The organism is Flavobacterium sp. CFBP9031, from assembly GCF_034044945.1.
Classification (GTDB): domain Bacteria; phylum Bacteroidota; class Bacteroidia; order Flavobacteriales; family Flavobacteriaceae; genus Flavobacterium.
This window is the reverse complement of record NZ_JAXCWF010000007.1, coordinates 117,989-138,427: the sequence shown is the minus strand read 5'-3', so window position 1 is coordinate 138,427 and position 20,439 is coordinate 117,989. Positions and strand designations below refer to the sequence as shown.

The 20,439-nt window shown below is 34.0% G+C and carries 22 protein-coding genes; 8 read left to right on the top strand and 14 right to left on the bottom strand.

Going from position 1 to position 20,439, the window contains the following annotated elements; translation table 11 throughout:
* Positions 1–90: 90 nt before the first annotated feature.
* The 4 genes from SOM12_RS13470 to SOM12_RS13455 all read right to left on the bottom strand — a co-directional run bounded on the left by SOM12_RS13470 (position 91) and on the right by SOM12_RS13455 (position 6,527).
* Positions 91–591 carry a hypothetical protein gene (locus tag SOM12_RS13470; RefSeq protein WP_095930713.1) on the bottom strand — a complete coding sequence of 167 codons (501 nt, stop codon included), beginning with the start codon at positions 589–591 and terminating at the stop codon, positions 91–93.
* A gap of 180 nt (positions 592–771) precedes the next feature.
* Complete coding sequence (locus SOM12_RS13465) at positions 772–2,178, bottom strand: efflux transporter outer membrane subunit (protein WP_095930714.1); 1,407 nt, start codon at positions 2,176–2,178, stop codon at positions 772–774.
* Positions 2,179–2,196: 18 nt separating this feature from the next.
* A complete protein-coding gene (locus tag SOM12_RS13460) occupies positions 2,197–5,367 on the bottom strand; it encodes an efflux RND transporter permease subunit (RefSeq protein ID WP_320493784.1) in 3,171 nt (1,056 codons plus the stop codon).
* A gap of 5 nt (positions 5,368–5,372) precedes the next feature.
* Positions 5,373–6,527, bottom strand: coding sequence for an efflux RND transporter periplasmic adaptor subunit (locus SOM12_RS13455; RefSeq protein WP_320493783.1), 1,155 nt, complete (start codon positions 6,525–6,527; stop codon positions 5,373–5,375).
* A 266-nt stretch (positions 6,528–6,793) separates the two neighbouring features.
* Between SOM12_RS13455 and SOM12_RS13450 the strand changes: the two genes are divergently transcribed.
* From SOM12_RS13450 to SOM12_RS13435, 4 genes are all read left to right on the top strand, one after another.
* Positions 6,794–7,843 carry a sensor histidine kinase gene (locus tag SOM12_RS13450; RefSeq protein ID WP_095930717.1) on the top strand — a complete coding sequence of 350 codons (1,050 nt, stop codon included), beginning with the start codon at positions 6,794–6,796 and terminating at the stop codon, positions 7,841–7,843.
* Positions 7,840–8,571 (top strand): LytR/AlgR family response regulator transcription factor, encoded by a 732-nt coding sequence (locus SOM12_RS13445; protein ID WP_095930718.1) that lies wholly within the window; start codon positions 7,840–7,842, stop codon positions 8,569–8,571. Before SOM12_RS13450 ends, SOM12_RS13445 begins: the two co-directional genes overlap by 4 nt.
* 19 nt (positions 8,572–8,590) lie before the next feature.
* The gene (locus SOM12_RS13440; protein WP_095930719.1) at positions 8,591–8,884 is read left to right on the top strand and encodes a DUF3861 domain-containing protein; all 294 of its coding nucleotides are present in this window, start codon (positions 8,591–8,593) and stop codon (positions 8,882–8,884) included.
* Between the two features lie 346 nt (positions 8,885–9,230).
* Complete coding sequence (locus SOM12_RS13435; RefSeq protein WP_095930720.1) at positions 9,231–10,460, top strand: PQQ-dependent sugar dehydrogenase; 1,230 nt, start codon at positions 9,231–9,233, stop codon at positions 10,458–10,460.
* Positions 10,461–10,605: 145 nt separating this feature from the next.
* Here the strand turns inward: SOM12_RS13435 and SOM12_RS13430 are convergent, their stop codons facing one another.
* From SOM12_RS13430 to SOM12_RS13400, 7 genes are all read right to left on the bottom strand, one after another.
* Positions 10,606–11,220: a thioredoxin family protein gene (locus SOM12_RS13430; protein ID WP_095930721.1), complete on the bottom strand. Its 615-nt coding sequence runs from the start codon at positions 11,218–11,220 to the stop codon at positions 10,606–10,608.
* A gap of 6 nt (positions 11,221–11,226) precedes the next feature.
* Complete coding sequence (locus tag SOM12_RS13425; RefSeq protein ID WP_095930722.1) at positions 11,227–11,706, bottom strand: TlpA disulfide reductase family protein; 480 nt, start codon at positions 11,704–11,706, stop codon at positions 11,227–11,229.
* A gap of 104 nt (positions 11,707–11,810) precedes the next feature.
* Positions 11,811–12,473 (bottom strand): Imm19 family immunity protein, encoded by a 663-nt coding sequence (locus tag SOM12_RS13420; RefSeq protein ID WP_320493782.1) that lies wholly within the window; start codon positions 12,471–12,473, stop codon positions 11,811–11,813.
* Positions 12,474–12,475: 2 nt separating this feature from the next.
* Positions 12,476–12,787: a hypothetical protein gene (locus tag SOM12_RS13415; RefSeq protein ID WP_253251847.1), complete on the bottom strand. Its 312-nt coding sequence runs from the start codon at positions 12,785–12,787 to the stop codon at positions 12,476–12,478.
* A gap of 101 nt (positions 12,788–12,888) precedes the next feature.
* Positions 12,889–14,238 carry a DUF6138 family protein gene (locus SOM12_RS13410; RefSeq protein ID WP_320493781.1) on the bottom strand — a complete coding sequence of 450 codons (1,350 nt, stop codon included), beginning with the start codon at positions 14,236–14,238 and terminating at the stop codon, positions 12,889–12,891.
* Positions 14,239–14,257: 19 nt separating this feature from the next.
* On the bottom strand, positions 14,258–14,923 hold the full coding sequence (locus tag SOM12_RS13405) for an SMI1/KNR4 family protein (protein ID WP_095930725.1): 666 nt from the start codon (positions 14,921–14,923) through the stop codon (positions 14,258–14,260).
* Between the two features lie 2 nt (positions 14,924–14,925).
* The gene (locus SOM12_RS13400) at positions 14,926–15,627 is read right to left on the bottom strand and encodes an SMI1/KNR4 family protein (protein WP_320493780.1); all 702 of its coding nucleotides are present in this window, start codon (positions 15,625–15,627) and stop codon (positions 14,926–14,928) included.
* 282 nt (positions 15,628–15,909) lie between these two features.
* On the opposite strand from SOM12_RS13400, the gene SOM12_RS13395 reads away from it, so the two are divergent.
* Positions 15,910–16,827: a DsbA family protein gene (locus tag SOM12_RS13395; protein WP_320493779.1), complete on the top strand. Its 918-nt coding sequence runs from the start codon at positions 15,910–15,912 to the stop codon at positions 16,825–16,827.
* A 261-nt stretch (positions 16,828–17,088) separates the two neighbouring features.
* Here the strand turns inward: SOM12_RS13395 and tnpA are convergent, their stop codons facing one another.
* Both tnpA and SOM12_RS13385 read right to left on the bottom strand, forming a co-directional pair.
* Positions 17,089–17,550, bottom strand: coding sequence for an IS200/IS605 family transposase (gene tnpA, locus SOM12_RS13390; protein WP_320493778.1), 462 nt, complete (start codon positions 17,548–17,550; stop codon positions 17,089–17,091).
* Between the two features lie 325 nt (positions 17,551–17,875).
* Positions 17,876–18,349, bottom strand: coding sequence for a CinA family protein (locus SOM12_RS13385; protein WP_320493777.1), 474 nt, complete (start codon positions 18,347–18,349; stop codon positions 17,876–17,878).
* A 349-nt stretch (positions 18,350–18,698) separates the two neighbouring features.
* Between SOM12_RS13385 and SOM12_RS13380 the strand changes: the two genes are divergently transcribed.
* The 3 genes from SOM12_RS13380 to SOM12_RS13370 are packed head-to-tail and all read left to right on the top strand — an operon-like array spanning position 18,699 to position 19,934.
* On the top strand, positions 18,699–19,184 hold the full coding sequence (locus SOM12_RS13380; protein ID WP_320493776.1) for a hypothetical protein: 486 nt from the start codon (positions 18,699–18,701) through the stop codon (positions 19,182–19,184).
* Between the two features lie 33 nt (positions 19,185–19,217).
* Positions 19,218–19,616: a hypothetical protein gene (locus SOM12_RS13375; RefSeq protein WP_320493775.1), complete on the top strand. Its 399-nt coding sequence runs from the start codon at positions 19,218–19,220 to the stop codon at positions 19,614–19,616.
* Positions 19,617–19,661: 45 nt separating this feature from the next.
* Complete coding sequence (locus tag SOM12_RS13370; RefSeq protein WP_320493774.1) at positions 19,662–19,934, top strand: PrgI family protein; 273 nt, start codon at positions 19,662–19,664, stop codon at positions 19,932–19,934.
* Between the two features lie 75 nt (positions 19,935–20,009).
* Here the strand turns inward: SOM12_RS13370 and SOM12_RS13365 are convergent, their stop codons facing one another.
* Positions 20,010–20,378, bottom strand: a complete 369-nt coding sequence (locus SOM12_RS13365; RefSeq protein ID WP_095930732.1) for an STAS/SEC14 domain-containing protein — start codon at positions 20,376–20,378, stop codon at positions 20,010–20,012.
* Positions 20,379–20,439 lie beyond the last annotated feature (61 nt).

Here is a 20,439-nt window from a genome sequence, read left to right as displayed (position 1 = left end):
ATATATCTTTACCGTGGATAATATAACTTCATCAATGACATAAAATCAAAAAAGCCTCCAATTGGAGGCGTTTTCTTTTAGTCATGTTTATTAATGGTTTTTGCCATTACCGTGATCGTGGTTCTTGTCTGACTTTTGTTTGGAGTTATTATTTCCTTTGTTTTTTCCTTTATTGTCTTTATCATTTCCGTAATGATTTCCGTTGTTGCCTTTTGGTTTTTCTCCTCTATTTTTTTGAGGTTTTCCGTGGTAACCTTTCGGATATTCGGCTCTATGTTTTGTGTGATAGTAATAAGGAGAATCTCCTCTGTAATCAGTCAAAACTACTTTGTATCCTGAATATAAATCATAACTTCTATATCTTGACGGAAGTCTTTTTTCGCGCATCCATTTTCCGCCATTATCGTAAATAAATACGCTCTGATTTACATCATAATATACATCAATGTCTGGTAGGTAATAATACCTGCTGTCGTCATAACCTTGTGGCCCCCAATTAGGCGGTGTTCCGATGTTTACATTTACAGATACCTGTGCTTGAGCAAAAAATGCACTCATAAAAAGCACTGAGGCGAATACTAACTTTTTCATGTCTTTAGAATTTAAATGTTAATCTTAATAGATAATAATCGAAATTAATGCCAAAAATTTGCGTGTTAAGCATTCATTATACAAAATTACTAAACTAATCGACGAAGAGTGCTTTTTAAACGATATACATTTCAAAAAAACGTCTCAAAAAATTGAGACGTTTTTTATCATTATAAACAATTATTTCCAACCACCACCCAACGCTCTGTACAAATTAATAACAGCTTGTAATTTTTGAAGATTATCATTAACTCCGTTCAATTGTGCTGCTAAAAGATTTTGCTGTGATGTTAATACATCTGTATAGTTAGTTGCAGAACTATATTCTAAAAGTTCTTGCGTAAAGTCTACTGCTTTCTCTAAAGCTGCAATTTGTTTCGCTCTAGAATCTTCTTTTTCAACAGCCATTTGATACGCATACAAGGCATTTGAAACTTCCTGACCTGCTACTAAAAGACTTTGCTGGAAGTTATTGTATGCTTGTAATTGTTGTGACTGCGCTGTAGTCAATCTCATTTTATTTAAGCCATTATTGAATAAAGGCTGTGTTAATCCTCCAATAATCGAATAAAAAATAGAATGGCTGAAGAAATCATTCAATTCTAAATTTGAAAATCCTGTGCTTGCGGTAAGCGTCAGACTTGGATAAAAATACGTTTTAGCCAAATTAGTCGATTCAAAAGCAACTCTGAAATTAAATTCCGCTTGACGGACATCTGGACGATTATTCAATAACTGAGCAGGCATTCCGATTGCAATTTTTTCAGGAATAATCTGTGTTCCTAAAACGCCTCTATCAATTGGCCCAGGCCCTTGTCCAAGTAAAATATTTAGAGCATTTTCGGTTTCACGAATGCTTTGTTTCAAGTCTGGAATTAAAACTTCTGCTGCATGCTGATTGGCTTCACTCTGAACAACCGCTGCTCCAGTTACAATTGCACCTTCTTTTAAAGCTTTAATCGTTTCAACGTTTTCGATACGAGTTTTTAACGTTTCTTCCGTAATTCTTAGCGATTCATCATACGATAATAACAAGAAGTAATTATTGGCAATATCGGCGATCAACTGCGTTTGAACTGCTTGTTTTGCAGCATCGGAAGCTAAATAGGTTGCCAAAGCGGCTCTTTTAGAACTGCTTAATTTTCCCCAGACATCAATTTCCCAAGAACTGCTTACACCTAATTTGTAAGTTGTAGTCAGGGTATTAATATTGATTCCTGCTGGAAAGTTTAATCCTGCCTGAGATTGTTTATTGTGCGTTACATTCGCATCCAATTGCAATGACGGGTAATAAGCCAATTTACTCTGGCGTAAAGAAGCTCTTGCCTGAACAATATTCTCAATTGCATTTTTCAGATTTAAATTCTGTTCTAATCCTTTTTGAATTAAAGCATTCAGTTTTTCATCTTTAAAAACGGTATTCCAAGGCATATCTGCAATTGTAGTTGAATCTGTAGAAGATTCATCGCGATACAATTGATCTGTTTTTAAAGTAGTGGGGCGTTCGTATTTCTTGGTAACAGAGCACGCACTAATCAGTGCGGCTGTTATTACCAGTAGAATATATTTATTTGAACTATTCGTCATTTTTCTTGTAATTAAATTTTACTCTTTGTGAGCTTCTATTAAATGAATTTCGTCTTCATCGTCGTCTTCATCATCATAACCATCTTTCGCTGGACCGCTTATTTTTTCTTGCAAGTTTTGGAAAATGATAAACAGAACCGGAATAACAAATACTCCCAAAATAGTTCCAATTAACATACCTCCAACGGCTCCAGTACCAATCGATTTATTACCAACAGCTCCAGCTCCAGAAGCAAACATTAATGGAACCAATCCTAAAATAAAGGCAAATGATGTCATCAAAATTGGACGTAAACGCGCTACAGCTCCTTCAATTGCAGATTGTACAACTGGCAATCCTTTACGCCTTCTGTCCAAAGCAAATTCGACAATCAAAATACCATTCTTCGCCAGAAGTCCGATAAGCATGATTAAGGAAATCTGCAGGTAAATATTACTATTTAATTTGAAAATAATCGAAAACAAATAGGCTCCTGCCAGTCCAAACGGAATTGATAATAATACGGCAAATGGCAGAATGTAACTTTCATACTGTGCACTCAATAAGAAATAAACGAAAACCAAACATAAAATAAAGATGAAAATCGTCTCACTTCCTGATGCTAATTCCTCACGCGTTAAACCCGAGAATTCGTAACCATAACCTGCAGGAAGATTCTCTGCCGCTACTTCCTGAATTGCTTTAATTGCATCTCCAGAACTGTAACCTGGTTTTGGCGCTCCTGTAATCGAGATTGACGTAAATAAGTTAAATCTCGAAATAGATTCTGGTCCAAAAACTCTTGTCATTTTTACAAACTCGGTAATTGGCGCCATATTTCCTGCGCTATTACGAACGAATATCTTGTTCAATCCTTCTGTATTCGCTCTAAATTCTGGCGCTGCTTGAACCATTACACGATATTGTTTTCCGAATTTGTTGAAATTCGAAGCGTACAATCCTCCATAATAACCTTGCATCGTTGACAGAATCGTATTTATAGAAACTCCCGCATCTTTCGCTTTCGCTAAATTAATATCCATCATATACTGAGGGAAACCAGGGTTAAACGGCGTTGTTGCATATTGAATTTCTGGACGCTCAGATAATTTAGCTAAGAATTCATTATTCACTTTATAGAACTCAGAAGTCGTGTGTCCACCTTTATCCTGCAATTGGAATTCAAATCCACCACTTTGTCCAAAACCTTGAATGGTTGGAGGCGAAATGAAGAATATACTTGCCTCACGAATACCGCTTGTTTTAGCAAAAAGCTGTCCGATTACATCATCAACGCTAAGATCACGCTGATCCCAAGGATATAATTTTACAATAACCATACTGTAGGCACTACCAGCTCCAGCGGTAAAGTTCTGCCCCACAATACGAAGTGTATTTTTAACGCCTGGAATTGTCTTTGCAATACTATCTACTCTTTTTGCAATAATATCTGAACGTTCCATCGAAGCTGATGGCGGCAAACTAATGTTAGCAAAAACAGTTCCCTGATCCTCTGAAGGAACGAAAGCTGAAGGCGTAGTTTTCATCATATAAACCAATGCCGCACCAGCAACTATAATAGAACCTAATGCAATCCATTTTTTTACAGAAAGGAAACTTACTGAACGTTTGTATCTAGCGGTAACGTTATCGAACGCCACGTTAAATGAAGTATAGAAACGCTGTAAATAGCTTTTATGTTTATGATCGTCAGCATGCGGTTTCAATAAAAGCGCACACAAAGCCGGACTCAAAGTCAAGGCATTTACTGCCGAAAGAATAATCGCAACGGCCAGTGTAATACCAAACTGTTTGTAGAAAACTCCTGTAGATCCTCCAATAAAAGTTACCGGAATAAATACCGCGGCCATTACTAATGTAATCGAAATAATTGCTCCAGAAATCTCGTCCATCGCATGAATTGTCGCTTTTTTAGCCGATTTATATCCGTGATCGAGTTTGGCGTGAACGGCCTCGACGACGACAATCGCATCATCGACCACAATACCAATGGCAAGAACCATCGCAAAAAGCGTCAATAAGTTGATCGTAAATCCGAATAAATTCAGGAAGAAAAACGTTCCTACAATCGCAACCGGAACTGCAATTGCTGGAATTAAAGTTGATCTAAAATCTTGAAGGAAAATAAACACCACGATGAAAACCAATATAAAGGCTTCAACCAAAGTATGAATTACTTTTTCGATAGAAGCATCCAAGTTTTCGTTAACGTCCACCATAATAGTGTACTTCATTCCTTTTGGAAAACTTTTTGCCGCTTCTTCAATCAATTTTTTAGAATTGATAATTACATCACGAGCATTAGATCCAGGCGTCTGGCTAATTGCCATCGCAGCCGATTCTACACCGTTTGTTTTAATTGTTGACGAATAACTTAAAGATCCCAATTCTACTTTAGCCACATCTTTAAGTCTCAGCATCTGTCCATTCCCAACAGATTTTATAACAATGTCTCCAAATTCCTCAGCACTTGTTAAACGTCCTTTATATTTAATTACATATTGAAATGCCTGATTTCCATTTTCACCAAATTTACCTGGTGCCGCTTCGATATTTTGTTCGGCTAAAGCTGCCGAAATATCACTTGGAATCAGTTTATATTGTTGCATTACATCTGGTTTCAGCCAGATTCTCATCGAGTAATCTTTTGCACCAAAAACGGTTACATCTCCTACCCCAACAACACGCTGAATTTGCGGTACAAGGTTAATCTTTGCATAGTTTTGAAGAAACGTCTGATCGTAAGCTTTATCATCACTGTATAAAGAGAAAATCAATAAGTTACTACTCTGACTTTTGGTTACTGTAACCCCTGCTTGAGTTACCTCTACTGGCAATAAACTTGTTGCTCTAGAAACCCTGTTCTGAACGTTTACCGCTGCTAAGTCTGGATTGGTACCTACTTTAAAGAAAACTTTAATAGAAGCATTACCATCATTGGTTGCTGTAGAAGTCATGTAAGTCATGTTTTCTACACCATTAATTTGTTCTTCCAACGGAATAACGATACTTTTCAGTACCACGTCAGCATTGGCTCCTGTATAGCTAGCTGCAACGTTTACAGTTGGAGGCGCAATATCTGGATATTGCGATATCGGTAACTCAATTAGGCCTAAAACACCTAAGATGACGATAATAACAGATATTACCGTCGAGAGTACGGGTCTTTGTATAAATTTTTTAAACATTTTTTTTATTTTAAATCGGCGTAAACTGCTTCTTGGCTTTGATTATTAGGTTTAATTTCAGTTCCTTCTTTTAATGAGGCAACTCCTTCTAATACAATTTCATCTCCAGGATTTAAACCGCTTGAAACTACATAGTAATTACCTGCAGAATTGTCAAGTACTGTGATATTTGCATTTCTTGTTTTCTTGTCTTTACCTACAACTACTGCAAACATTTTATCTTGTAGTTCAAAAGTGGCACTTTGAGGAATAATCAAAGCTTCTTTTACATCCGTCGGAATACGAACTGTTGTACTGCTTCCGCTTCTGATAATTCCTTTTGGATTTGCGAAACGTGCTCTAACGTTTACCGTACCAGTTTCTGTATTGATTAATCCGTTTACCGTTTCGATATTTCCTTTTTGATCGTATAATGAACCATCAGAAAGCAATAAAGAAACTGCTGGCATACTTTTAATTTTTTGATTTAACGAACCTCCTGCATCTTTAGTAAAATTGAGCAGTGCTTTTTCATTCATTGCAAAATAAGCGTACACGTTACCAATGCTCGAAACTGTCGTTAGAGGTTCTGCAGTATTAGAACTTACCAAACTTCCTAAACGGAAAGGAATCGATCCTACAACTCCATTTACTGGACTTGTAACTGTTGTATATCCTAAATTAACTTTAGCATTTACCAAAGCAGCATTTGCTTGCGCTAACGAAGCCATAGCAGACTCGTAAGTATATTGAGCCGATTCTAAATCGTATTTGCTGATAATTCCTTTTTCAACCAACGGTTTTACTTTGTTCACAGCCAATTTTGCTGTACTTACCTCTGCTTGAGCACTTTTAATACTTGCCGTTGCAGTACGAACTTGCTGCTCGTATTCTGGAGCGCTGATCTTAAACAATGGCTGGCCAGCTTTTACCACTGCTCCTTCATCCACATAAATCTTATCGATATATCCTTCAACTCTTGGGCGGATTTCTATATTTTGCTGTCCTTGTATACTAGCCGGAAAATCGCTGTTTAACGTAGCTGATTCTGGCTGTAATGTAACAGTCTTGTATTCTTTAATCTGCGGAGCTCCTCCGGCTTGTGCCGATTTGTCATTTTTACCGCAAGAAGCGATAATAAGTGATGCTGCAAGAATGCTTAAAAATGATTGCTTATTCATCTTGAAAAATGTGTAATTTATCTATTATATGACAACAAAAGAACTAAAATATAACATGCAAAAATTTTCAAATAGACGAAGAGCCCGATATAATCGATAAAGGTAAGATGACAACCGATGGATTTTTTTTAAATATTAAACAAGTGTTTAATTTTTATCCCGTCGGCTCTAAAATGCTTTTTAGAGACTCTAAATCGGGGTTTAGCGATTGCCCAATTTTCATATCCAAATAAAATGTAATATTGCCCTAAAAATCACAAATTATAATGGCACCGAACTTTTTTAGACCTTATTTATTTACTGGACTACACATTCTTGGCTGGTCTCTATTAGGGTATCTTATGCTGTTTTATATTCCACTGACTTGGAATGTTGTGCTTCCGCAAGCATTCTGGCTTTGGCAGAGTATTATATTGTTTTTATTAATGATTCTTTTTTATTCTACAGCAAAAAAAATAGTTCCAAAAACCATCATTAAAGACAATACTTCGGCATTCTTAATTTGGGCATTTGCTGCGATTATTGCCATGCAATTAATTGCCTATTTTTATACCTCACAAACCGATCTTCATACTCAAATTAGCAAGGCTATTGGTTTTAAAAAATATAAAAATCCGTATTTTGATAATTACGTATTTACTTTGACATTATTGGTTTTAGGAATAAGCACCAGTTGGGCAATGCTAACGCATTGGCAAAAAGCAGCACAGCATAAACAGAAACTGGAACAAGACAAAACAATGGCAGAATTGGCCATGCTGAAAGCGCAAATTAATCCGCATTTTTTCTTTAACTCTTTGAATAGCATTTATTCCTTGACTTATACTGATATCGAAGATTCTAGAAATGCGCTACATACTTTAAGCCGAATGATGCGTTACTTGCTTTACAGCACAGAAGGCGAACGAACTACATTGCTTAAAGAAGTAGAATTCTTAAAAGATTTTATCGCTTTGATGAAACTTCGTGCCAATAGCAAATTGACTATTACCACAGAAATCCCCGAAAAACTGCACGATTATCCAATTGTTCCGATGTTATTACTACCTTTAGTAGAAAATGCGTTTAAACACGGTGTTCATGCAACCGATAAAAGTGAAATACACATTAAACTTTCGCAAAATAATACACATCTAGAATTTGAAGTAGAAAATACTTTTTTCGAAAAAACATCGGTTTCAGATGAAGGCGGAATTGGTTTAACCAACACCAAACGCAGATTGCAATTGATTTATCCAAATCAGCATTATATATCTTTTGGAGTTACCGATCACGGAACATATAACATTAAACTCAAAATAACTTTAGAGCAATGACCGTATTAAAATGTATAGCAGTAGATGATGAACCATTGGCTTTAAAACTGGTAGAAACGTTTATACAGCAGACTCCTTTTTTAGAATTAATAACAACTTGCGATAATGCTGTAGACGCAATGGGCATCATTAGAGAAACAAAACCCGATTTGGTTTTCTTAGACATTAATATGCCTAATTTGACTGGAATGGAATTGGCAAGACTTCTTCAAGATCAAGCTGGACCACTGCCTAAAATCGTTTTTACAACAGCTTACAATCATTATGCAATTGAAGGCTATCGCGTAAACGCTGTAGATTATCTTTTAAAACCTTTCAGTTACGAAGAATTTCTACGTGCTTCAAGCAAAGTTTTGCAATTAACCGAAGAAGCCAATAATACCTTTACAACAATTGCTGCAGATGACGAATTTATCTTCCTGAAAGTAGAATACCAATGGGTTAGAATTTCTCTAAAAGACATCACTTACATCGAAAGTTTAAAAGATTACGTAAAAGTACATCTTGAAGATTCTCAAAAAGCTTTAATGTCTCTTATTTCGCTTAAAGCATTAGAAGAAAAACTTCCATCATCAAAATTTATGCGTGTTCATCGTTCGTTTATTGTTTCGCTTGACAAAATAAGTGCTATTAGTAAAAACTCCATTTTTATAGATAAAATAGAAATCACAGTCGGCGAACAATACAAAGAAGCTTTTAAAACATTGGTCGAAAAGTGGCTAAAATAAAATTAGAATTACAAATATCATGGAAAAAAGATCAAACAAATATTATCTTACTTTAAGCCTTAAGGAATATTCAAATGGTGAAACCGAACCAGCAAAAGAACTCGGAATCGAATTTGATAATCACGATGAAATATTCGGAATTATCGAAAGAATAAAATCTAAGAACATTTTCGCAAACGAATCTGAAGCAGTTCAATTTGCTTTAGGATTAAAATTATTTAGCGAAATCAAATTAAAAAACCGCAAAAATCCTCTTTTTGAAGAATTAAATGAAGTTTTTCCAGTCTTCATGAAAAAATTAAAGAGTCTTTAAAATTCTCTTTAAAAATAAGACTTCAGCCCTATTTTTATTGAAGTTTTGAATGTTAAATTTCTGCTAAGAAAAAAACAATACAATTCGTACTGGCAATATTTTGTCACAATTTTCCGTTCCAATTAGGCATGTCCCACTAAATGCTTTTTCCAAAAGAAGTTTAATTTCTGTTTTTGAAATTCTTCTGCTTCATATAAAATGGCATAAGCATTTAGGCATTCTTAATTGAAAATAGAACCGAGAATTTCGTTCGAAACTGACCATTTCAAATTAACGAATCTCTACCTCTTTTTCGAAATGTTCGATAATGCAAAAATTATTTTTTAACCATTAAAATGAAAGCATTATGATAATTCAAAAAAGTATTTTCCTTCTGGCCACCATTCTTGTTTTTGGCAGCTGTTCGAATAATGACAATACTGATCCAGGCACCGACCCAGGACCAACTGGCCCACCTGTAGAAACGGGTACAGCCAACACTACTTATCAGCCCGCATTTTCTGGACAAACACGAGCAGGAAGTATTCAAACTACCACAGAATATGAAGCTAAAATAATCACCAGCGGTTTAAGCGCTCCTTGGGGAGTTGCGTATCTTCCTGACGGACGTCTTTTGGTAACCGAAAAAGCAGGAAAAATTAAAATTGTAACCCAAGCAGGAGTTATTGGTGAGGCATTAACAGGCGTTCCTGCTGTAAATCCTGCAGATCAAGGCGGATTATTAGGTATTTGCCTAGATCCAGCATATGCCACTAACCGAATGATTTATTGGGCTTTTTCTGAAGTTGTTGCTGGGGGAAATATTACCGCTGTCGCGAAAGGAAAAATATCTGATAATGAAACTGCAATTGAAAACGTAACAGTTATTTATCGTTCGAATACGCCAAACGCAAGCACGCTGCATTACGGAAGCCGCATTGTATTTGACAAAACTGGAAATTTATTTGTAAGCATTGGAGAAAGATCTGTTTTACAAACTCGTCCGTTGGCGCAAGCTGTAACGAGCAGTTTGGGTAAAATTGTACGCATTACAACAAGCGGACAAGCAGCACCAGGAAATCCATCTTTTACACAAACGGGGGCTTTGCCAGAACTTTATACTATTGGTCATAGAAATCCGCAGGGCTTGGCTGTTCATCCAACAACGGGTGACTTATGGCAAAGTGAACACGGCCCAAGAGGTGGTGATGAAATTAACCGAATTACAGCTGGAGCAAATTACGGCTGGCCAACAATTACTTACGGAATTGAATATAGTGGTACGAAAATTGGAGAAGGTATTACACAACAAACTGGAATGGAGCAACCGGTCTATTATTGGGATCCTGTAGTGTCACCAAGTGGTATGACTTTCTACGCCGGAAACCGTATTCCAGAATGGCAAAATAACCTTTTTATTGGTTCATTGAGCGGCATGCATATTATACGTTTAGCTTTTAAAGACAATAAAGTAGCGGGTGAAGAAAGAATATTAGCAGGACAAGGTCAAAGATTTAGAGATATTACGCAAGGAAAAGATGAAGCATTATACGCCGTTACCGATCAAGGAAGACTTTACAAAATTGATAAAAAATAGAAAGTAAACTTGTTCACCATACATGCCAAAAAAACGCCCCATATTTGGGGCGTTTGTATTTTATGTTTTTTTTTGTTTCAGGTTTCAAGTTTCAGGTTTCAGGTTAAACGCAACGGAATAAAACATGAAACTTGAAACAAAACAATTAAGCTTTTGCTTTTCTTTTTACTGTACAGCCAATTTCTTTAGTTTGTGTAATTGCTGGTTTTTGACCGCTTTTAAGTGATGCAATTACATCTTCTGCATATTTTATTTTCTGCGGATTATTTCCTTCTGGATCATTGTCGATTGCTCCAACATATTCTACCACATTTCCTTTTGAAGTTTTAGAAACGATAAAGATGTGAGGCGTACGTTTTGCACCATATTCATCAGTGATTTTTTGTCCTGGATCAAATAAATATGGGAAAGAATATTTTTTCTCTTTGGCCAAATCCTGCATTTTTGCAAAAGTATCTGCATTAGAAGCCTCGGGATCATTTGGATTGATTGCAATTACAGGATATCCTTGAGATTTGAATTTTTTATCTAAATCAATAATTCTCTGCTCATATCCAATAGCATAGGGACAAGTGTTACACGTAAAAACAACAATATATCCTTTTGCATCTTTAAAAGATCCAAAAGAAACGTCTTTGTTGTCCACATTTTTCAGTTTGAAATCTGGAGCTGCATCGCCCGCTTTAAGTGTTACAGCATTTTGTGCATGAGATAGAAAAGCAGAAAATGCTAATGCTAGTAATAAGATTATTTTTTTCATAATGGTTTACAGTTTTTTATATTCAGTTAATAATTGTTCGTAGGTAAATTCGCTTTCAACAAATTTTCTTTTATCATTTTTAATAAAAAGCGTAGCTGGAATACTTCCAGACCAGCTCGGATCAATTCTATCAATAAACTCTTGTGGATTACTTTCGTTTAAAAGAAAGACTTCATTCTTTAAATTTTTCCTTTTCACAAACGGAATTACATTCGATTGCAATTTGGATTTAAAATCTAAGCTGACCAATAAAACAGCTACTTTCTCTGATTTATGTTCTGCTCCCAATTTCTCGAAATGTGGCAATTCTTTTATACATGGCGCGCACCAAGTTGCCCAAAAATTGACTACATAAGTGCTGTCTTTTCCGTTTTTAATTCTTTCGTTGAGCTGATTTATATTTAAAAGCTTTACGTTCTGATTGTATCCTTTTACGGAAAAAAGCAGAAACAGAAGAAAAGAAATTTTTAAAAGTTTATTTTTCATAGACCTTTTGATCTTAAATTTAATTTGTTTCTTACAAATATAAACTAATGCTTAATTAGATTTTGTTAATGAAAATTTAATGATGCTTTAAGAAACAAAGTTGCTTATCGTTGCTCATTTATAAAGGAAAACAAAATCTTATTTAATATTGTTACCTCTTCTTTATAACGTGGATAATCTGTTATGTTTCTTACGCTATGATTTTCCGTATTTGTCAATCCAATGTCATTTACTTCTAAAAATGGAGACTGCATTACCAATCCATTTAAAATGCAGTCTGAGATATATTCTGAATGTGCTTCAAACTTTGGAATTGCATTTAAATGTTTTACCATTATTGGTTTTAAAACAGCTATTTCATTTTCTTGTATTCCTGTCATTGGAAGAAAAAGAAGAAACAGATTAGGATATTTTTCAAAAGCCAATAATTCATCCAAAGTAAAAAACCAAGCTTCAAAATGTCCTCCTAAATTTCCTATGTAAATATCATTCAGAAAAAAATTGATTTCATATTCGGCAAACTCAACTGCAAAATTTAAATTATCATTTATTCTGCCTGCAACATATCTTGGATTTTCTTCTATATCATCATAATTAAAAAATATCCTTTCCCATTCATAAGCTTCTGTTTCATTAATTTCTACAACTTCTAGAGCTTCATCAATATTTACTTCTTCTTTCTCATCAAAACCTCGTGACCAGCAGAAATAATACTTCCAGAAAAAGGTATTATGGCTGAGTTCTTCGATTTGTATTATTGCATTCATAATTACAAATTATCTTGAGGTGTCCACATTCTAAAAAATTTAAATATTTTAGAGTATTCTTCCCGTGGTACAAATGCTATACAAACTTCTCGGTTATCTAATGCCGACTCGGTTAAAATAATATGGTCCGGTTCTTTTCCTGCATTTATAAATTCTGTTTCAGAAACCACGCAGACCACTTTTTTAAATATTCCGTTTACCCATTTCTGCATATTTTCGTTTTGCTCAAATTTTCTAAAACAAGCCAAAGATGCGTGGGCAGTTATTACCGGAACCAATTTGTCTGGAACGTCCTGTTTTACTAAAATGTACATTTTCATATTAATCTTATTTCCTTTTTGAGTATTATATCTATACTGCAAATATTTCTAACTACTTTTTCGTTTGATCTCAGGTTATAAACTACTGAAATTATTTAAAACAACTTTTCAAATAGTATTTTTTGTTCGTCTGATAATTGTCTGGCAATTTTAGCAAAATCTTTACTTTGCCCAAAAATCGTATACATAATGCTTTCCCAACAATAATCTGCCATTTCCTGAGGATTATCTCCACTATTTGAATATTCATTTAAATCTTCTTCAGTAAAATAATACGAAATGAAATTCTCCTTGCTATCCAACAATAATTTCAAGCTATTCTCATTTGAAAAATGAGAAATGAAAGTCTTATTATGCGGATGTTCCTGCATGGATAAAACAGCATTGATAAAGACTTTTATAGATTTTTCGGTTATGCCGAACTTCTCCAAAAATACAGGCGTAAATTTGACCTGAAGAGACTGATGTTCGCCATCTACTGTTTTATAATACTCAATTAGCGTATCAAAATATTTTTCTTTTTGTAATCCTAAAGCAAAAACAGCAAAAGTCGATGGCATCGCACAATTCTCGTCTTCAAGATTGTTGTACCATTCGTATTCTTTTTTAGCCAGATTAATATATTCTAAAATATCCTTGTGAAGGTTCGAATATTGAACAGCTCCAGCAAAAAGATAGTTCTGCCCACATTTTGGAAGCCCTTTTATTGCAAGCAACTCTTTGTTTTTAGATGAAAATGCGATTTCATAGCTTTTAGGAAAATCCGTCTTCAAAAGATTATTTACAAAGTGTAATGCTTTTCTATAACTTTCTTCTGTTTCTGTAATCAGTTTTATATTGATTGTTGCAAAAACATCATTGGCTTTAGCTGTTAAATCTTTGTCTTTAAATTCTGTAAGTTCTTTTGGAAGCTTTCCTGTTCCGTTTTTCTTTAATTGAGCTACTTCGTCAGACCCCAATTCTGTTACAACATCAAAATATTCGTTTACAGTAACTGTGGCATAACTTGGTCCGTATTTAATATGAGAAACGGCAATATAGCATATAAAACTTAAAAGCTCTTTTTGCACTTCCGTCAATATGGCTTCTGGAATCTCTTCTGTTGTTTTGGGTATAAAAATCTTGTATTTGCCTTTTTTTACTCTTTCAAAACTATTAAAAACCAATTCGTCTGCTTGCAATCCTAATGTATAACGATAACTATCAAATCCAGTAAGTTTTCTAAGTTTTTCGACAAATGAAATATAAAATTCTTTTGAGAAAGGTCTGGTCTGGAAAAAATATTCAATTATGGATGATAATAGAAATTTTTCACCCGAATCTAATACATAAGGATTTGGATACGATTTATCAATTGTAACTGTATTGTTATCAATCGCTTCAATGAATTTTTCTAAAAGCGCTTCGTTGCCATCTATTTTTACTAAATAGTTTAATTCTCTCATTATATTTTATTCGTTTTTCTTATAATTTCTTTAAATCCGTTTCGATTCGTTTTTTCGAAAGCAGAAAAGTTTTTAAATCCATTTTTCCTTTTGATTTATTGTCTTCTAGTTCCTTTAATTCAAGGCGGAGTTCTCTGTATCGAATCTCATTTTCTGATAGTTCTTTTTCAGGATAAAGCACATCCAGCTCATCTTCTACATTTGTGTTTTTATTCAAGATTTCTTCTAGCGAGTTTCCTAAAAACACCCAACAGTCATCATCATATCCAAGATTTCCAGCAGGAATGAGAATTATCGGGAAACCCTCGTTTTCTCTGAGATCATAAGCATAAAACTTCCCTCCACCATTAAAAGCTATTGGAAGAAATGCCGGCGCCCAAATTGGAAATCCGTAATTTATATACATCTGGCGAATTTCTTCTAACGAAAAAAAGCCAAATTCACGTTCGCCATTTATAATTCCACCACCGTTTGAATACTGCAAAAGTTCGATATATTCTTTCGGAAGCCTTAGCTGTTGAGGAATAGGGAAATATTTTGGATCTCTACCATTTGGATACAAACTCTCGATATCAGGAAAATTGTCAAACTCATCTTTTGAAAATAATTTGGTAAAGAAATCTTCTGAAACTGATTCTGTTAAAGCCGATTGTTTATCGAAAAAAGTAAATTTACTGAACCACATATTTATTCTGTTTCATCATCTTCATAAGCATCTTCATCATCATACGAAAGATATGACCAATCGATATCAATATTCTCCAGAATGGCATCAAACCGTTCTTGATTGCTTGATCCAATAAAAGCTCCCGTACAATTTTTTTCTTGATCGAATGACAAACTGATTACAGCATAAAAATCATCTGTATATACCTTTTGGTTTTCTCTACTGATTTCAGGAACAAGTGCATAATTTTCTTCAATCAACTTTACAATTTCCAAATCAATTTCTCCAAAATGATTTCCATTAAATTGAAGTCCGCCCAATGTACCGTTGAAAACTGCCATTAGTAGAAAAAAGTTCTCCGTTGTTTCAGTTTCAATTTCCCAGTCTGATTTTTCGATTGTATCGTAATTGCCGTAAACTGGAGGATTCTCCTCTGATAAATCTTCCTTTTTAATTCCCCAAAAAGCTACATTTTGATTTTCTTCGTAAAAAACCAGAAAATTATCATCTGAAAATCCGATTTCATTTTCAGGTTTCAAAAGTCTGTTAAAACTGTAATTAAGATTTTCTTCTTTCCCTAATTCCAAATAGTATTCTTTGAGTTTTAAAGGAAGTTTAATCTCTAATGTTTTCTCAAGATCGAGGATTTGATTTTCTGAAAATCCGTAGTTTTCATTTTCAGACAAATTGAAGAGGCGTTTAATTTTTTGAATGTAATTCATTTTGGCTGTAGATTTAATCAAATGTGAAAATACACAAAAACAGTGTAAGATTGCAACTACTTAATACTAGAAGTTTATTTTTTTTAGAAGAATAGACAATTCGTAAAAATTGTTTTTTTTCTAGTCACTTTTTTTTGACTAATTGACTGGCGATGATATTCGGCTGAACTTTGCAGTAAGTTAAAAAACTCGGGAGTCATTTTAAAAATTTCTATGAAAATACTGTCGCTACTATTAATCTTGATTTGCAGTGCCAGCTGCCAGTCACAAACAAATTCAAAAATGAGTGAAGACAAAACAAATCCGCTACTGTGTGATCCTGTTAGCGGAATGTGCGAGATGCCTGTTGGCGAAAAATCGAATGAAAAAACGGCTATTCCAACGGAAAATAAACCTGTAAAAATTATTTATTATACCGATCCTATTTGTTCTTCTTGCTGGGGAATTGAACCTCAGCTTAGAAAATTAAAACTTGAATATGGCGATTATTTTGAAATTGATTACCGAATGGGCGGCTTATTACCCGATTGGAGTTATAACAGTGGCGGAATAAGCAAACCTTCTGACGTTGCACATCATTGGAATGAAGCGAGTTTATATTACGAAATGCCCATTGACGGAAATGTTTGGATTGAAGACCCGTTAGATTCTTCTTATCCTTCTTGCATTGCTATGAAAGCGGCTCAAATGCAGAGTAAAACAAAAGCGGTTTCTTTTATGCGTATTCTTCGCGAAAAGCTTTATATCGATAAAAAGAACATCGCCAAATGGGAAAACATAGCAGAAGCAGCAAAAATTGCTGGTTTGGATGTTCAAAAACTAAAAACCGATTATGAAGGAGAAGCCAAAAAGCTTTTTCAAGAAGATTTAAATTTAGCCAAAACGCTTGGAGTACGAGGTTTCCCAACCTTATTTTTAGCCGATGCTGATAATAACCAATTAACGGTTTACGGTTCTAAACCTTATGCCTCTTATGAAAATGCTTTATTAGCATTATTTCCTGATGCAAAAAAGAAAACCATTAAAAATGAAACTCCACTAGATTTGTTTGAAATTTTCCCAACATTAGCTCCAAAAGAGTATGCTGTAATTTTAGATAAATCGACTTCTGAAGCTACGTCTATTCTAGAGAAATTATATCAACAAGATTTGTTGGATAAAAAGACAATTAAAAATGGTTCGTTATATATTAAAAAATAAATAAAAGAATATTGAAATCATGTTCCATCGGAACATTTGGTTGGTAGAAAAAAAAATAAATAGATGGTTCGTTTCGTCCCGTAGGGACGTTTGATTGATTATCATTTTAAATTAATCTCAATTTATCAAACGTTCCTACGGAACGTAAAAAATGAATGATTGTTAATTTTCTACCGATGAAATGTTCCGATGGAACATATGGGTCGTAATATATACAAACATGCGCGTTTTGGGTCACCTCATCTGAACGTTCGTTTGACGTTATAAAATTGGTTCTTTAAAAATGTATTGATTATCAAATTCTACTTCAAAAGCTTTCAGCTGTTTCTGGTATTCTTCTAAAAATGTTTCTTTTTTATGATGCTGTTCTTGATTTTGAATGTACCGAATGACATTCGGCACATGGCTTCTTGAATATGAAAAAGCGCCATACCCTTCTTGCCATGAGAAATCAGCAACCAATTTTTCATCTTTAATCCATTTGCTAGTTTCTGTTTTTATATTTTGGACTAGCATGGAAATGGATTGTGTAGGACGCATTCCTATAAAAATATGCATATGATCTGGCATACTATTAATGCATAACATTTTATGATTATTGGCTTGAATTATACCCGTAATATATTGATGTAATTTGTCTTTCCAATCTTTTGCAATTAATGCTTTTCTGTATTTTACTGCAAATACAAATTGTATATGCAATTGTGTGTATGTATTTGCCATAACCAACCAAACGTTCCTACGGAACGAAAAAAATAATCCATCATTAAAAGTTCTACCGATGAGATGTTCCTAGCGGAACATTTTTTCTCTTAGTGATATAAATTTTAAACATTCTATTTTTTCGGATAGCTACTAAAAGTCATATGAGTGTTAGTTTAAGACTAAAAAATGTTCCGTAAGGAACATTCTTCGAATCTTATAAATCAAGAAATTTTAAAAATTTCAATCCATTATCATAAAAAAAATGTTCCGCTAGGAACATCTCATCGGTAGAAAAAAAAATGTTTAATTAGTTGTCGTCCCGTAGGGACGTTTGATTGGTTTATTAAATTTCCCTCAAAATCAAATCGGCTACAACATCTATTGCCTGATTAATAATCTCTTCTGGATTTCCTTTAAACTCAAAACGTTTGGCAATTTGTATTTCGCCAAAAATGATATGGATAAAAATAGTTCCAACAGGTTTAGACTCGCTTTCGCTTCCGCCAGGTGTAGTTAATCCCGTTAAACCCACACAGATATCCGAATTAATGTAACGGTAAAAGTTCTGAGCCATTAACTTGGTAACTTCTGCAGATTCGGCACTATATTGTTCAATTGTTCCCCACGGAATATGAAGCAAATCTTCTTTCATAGACGAATGATAACAAACCATTCCTCCTATAAGAATTCTTCCGGAATTAAAAACTGTGGAAAATTCATAACACATTTTTCCTGCCGAAGCGCTTTCTGCAAATGCTATTGTTAAATTCTTTTCTATTAAAGCCTTACAACATGCTGTTACCTTATCTGATGCCATATTGATTTAAATTTAATTGCACATTAATCTCATTTCAAATGTAGATTGTTTAAACACAAGTGCCTTACATAATTTCTTACAACATTTATAATATAAATAACTGTTAATTATGCAACTATAATGTTTTTTTCTATAAGGTTTTTGATCTATTTACAGGGTAATTTTGTAAATACAGCTTTTCTTAGTGACTTTATAAAAGTACAAGCCAGAAAAAATTAAAAGCCGAAAATAGGTTATTTAAAGAAAAGCTACAGACACGGATTACAGTGAAAACTGTAAAAGATTTAGGAAGGTCTTCATCGTGAAGATTCAATATTGGAAATAAATAACAAATCAAAAAAACACTATTATGGAAAAGCAACATAACCATGATTATGGTCAATTTGATCCTGATTATATCGAACAAAACACACTTGTAGATGGTTCTTATTCTAATGAAGATGAATTTAAACAAGTTCTGAAACATGATGAACGAGAATTTGGCGAAAGCGATCCCGATCATTACGAACAAAATACGCTAGTTGATAATGATAATTATGCACGAGATGAAGATCCGTATCAATATCAGGAAGAGTTTATTGAAGATCCTACGCATCTAAAAGGCGATTTTGAACCCAATACTACTATTCGTTCAGAAAACATTCCGAATGAGGAAAGAATCATCAACGAAGATGATGCCATTACAAATGACGGTACAGAAGACGACTTAAACGATGAATATGATCCTGATTTAGATTACGAAAATAATCGTGAAAAAGAGGAAGATTTGGATAAGGATGAAGAATTGAATGATTTTGACGCCGAACATTATCCTGAAAACCATCCTAGAGAATAGCAAAAATTATCGTAAATTGTAAAGCATTAATTTATGTCTATAGCAGTTCAAATTGTCTGGCTTTTTGTATTAGCAATTCCGATTGCCTGCATCAGCTGGACTGTCACACATGAAGAGATTTTTAGAGAACCGCATGAATGGTGTGTCAGACATTCTAAAAATGACAAATTTATACTGTCAAGAAAGTTTTTCTATCTTCTCACCTGTGAATATTGCTTTAGCCATTATGTTACAATTGCCTTTCTGATTATTTGCGATTATAAACTTTTGTTAAATGATTGGAGAGGATATATTTTGGCAGGGTTTTCTCTAGTTTTTATGGCAAATGTTTATATGAGTCTTTTTGCTCTATTGCGCCAAGCTATAAAAAAGGAAAAGGTCGAAATTGAGAAAATTGAAAGTGAAACTGATACTGAAAACAGTAAAAATTGAAAATTAAAAAATAACAAATAAGTATAATTAAAATTAATTGGCATTATGGAGAATTTGAATTTTATAGACCCATTATTACACGGAATTAAACCTGAAAGTAAACCGTTAAATCTGTCAGTAAAACAAATGGTTTGTGCTGGTGTCGGTGCTCTTGTTGCAGCGGCAGTTTTAAAGCAAACGGGACATAAAAAAGTAGGCGCTGTTGTAGGCGGTCTTGCGTTACCAATTTTAGCATCGGCTTGTTATAAAAAATACAGTCAGGTATCTAAAGAAAAAATTGATGCGCAGGCAAGCAGCGGTATCGAATACAATCATTAAACGTTTAAATAAACTATCATAAAAAAGAGCGCTTATTACTTTATAAGCGCTCTTTCTATTTTTGATTAGATTGAATTAAGAAATATTGCCTTCAACCCAATTTAATGCTTTATTAAAATCAGCCTTTTTATAACCACGAAATTCACCTGGAACAATATAGCTAAATCCGTTTGTAAAGGAGATAATTTCTTCTGTATCGGTAACAATTGCAGCTCTATTCCATTTTCCTAAATGCTTAAGTCCCAAAAGCCCATCTTCTAGCCATGCGCCTGGTGTAAAATTTTTAATGTCTGTATCTAAGACCAATAAAAAATTAATTTCATTGACTTGTTTTACCAAATGCTCAACCGCTGGAGTTACTGTAGTCAAAAAATCTTCTTTTGTTACTTCTGCCAATGCTCTAAAGGCAACAATATTATCTGTGGTATCAATTTGATGTATCATGATTTTTATTCTTTTTGAGTTATTTTATACTGTTCATTTTTAAACATTTTAAGAATGTTCA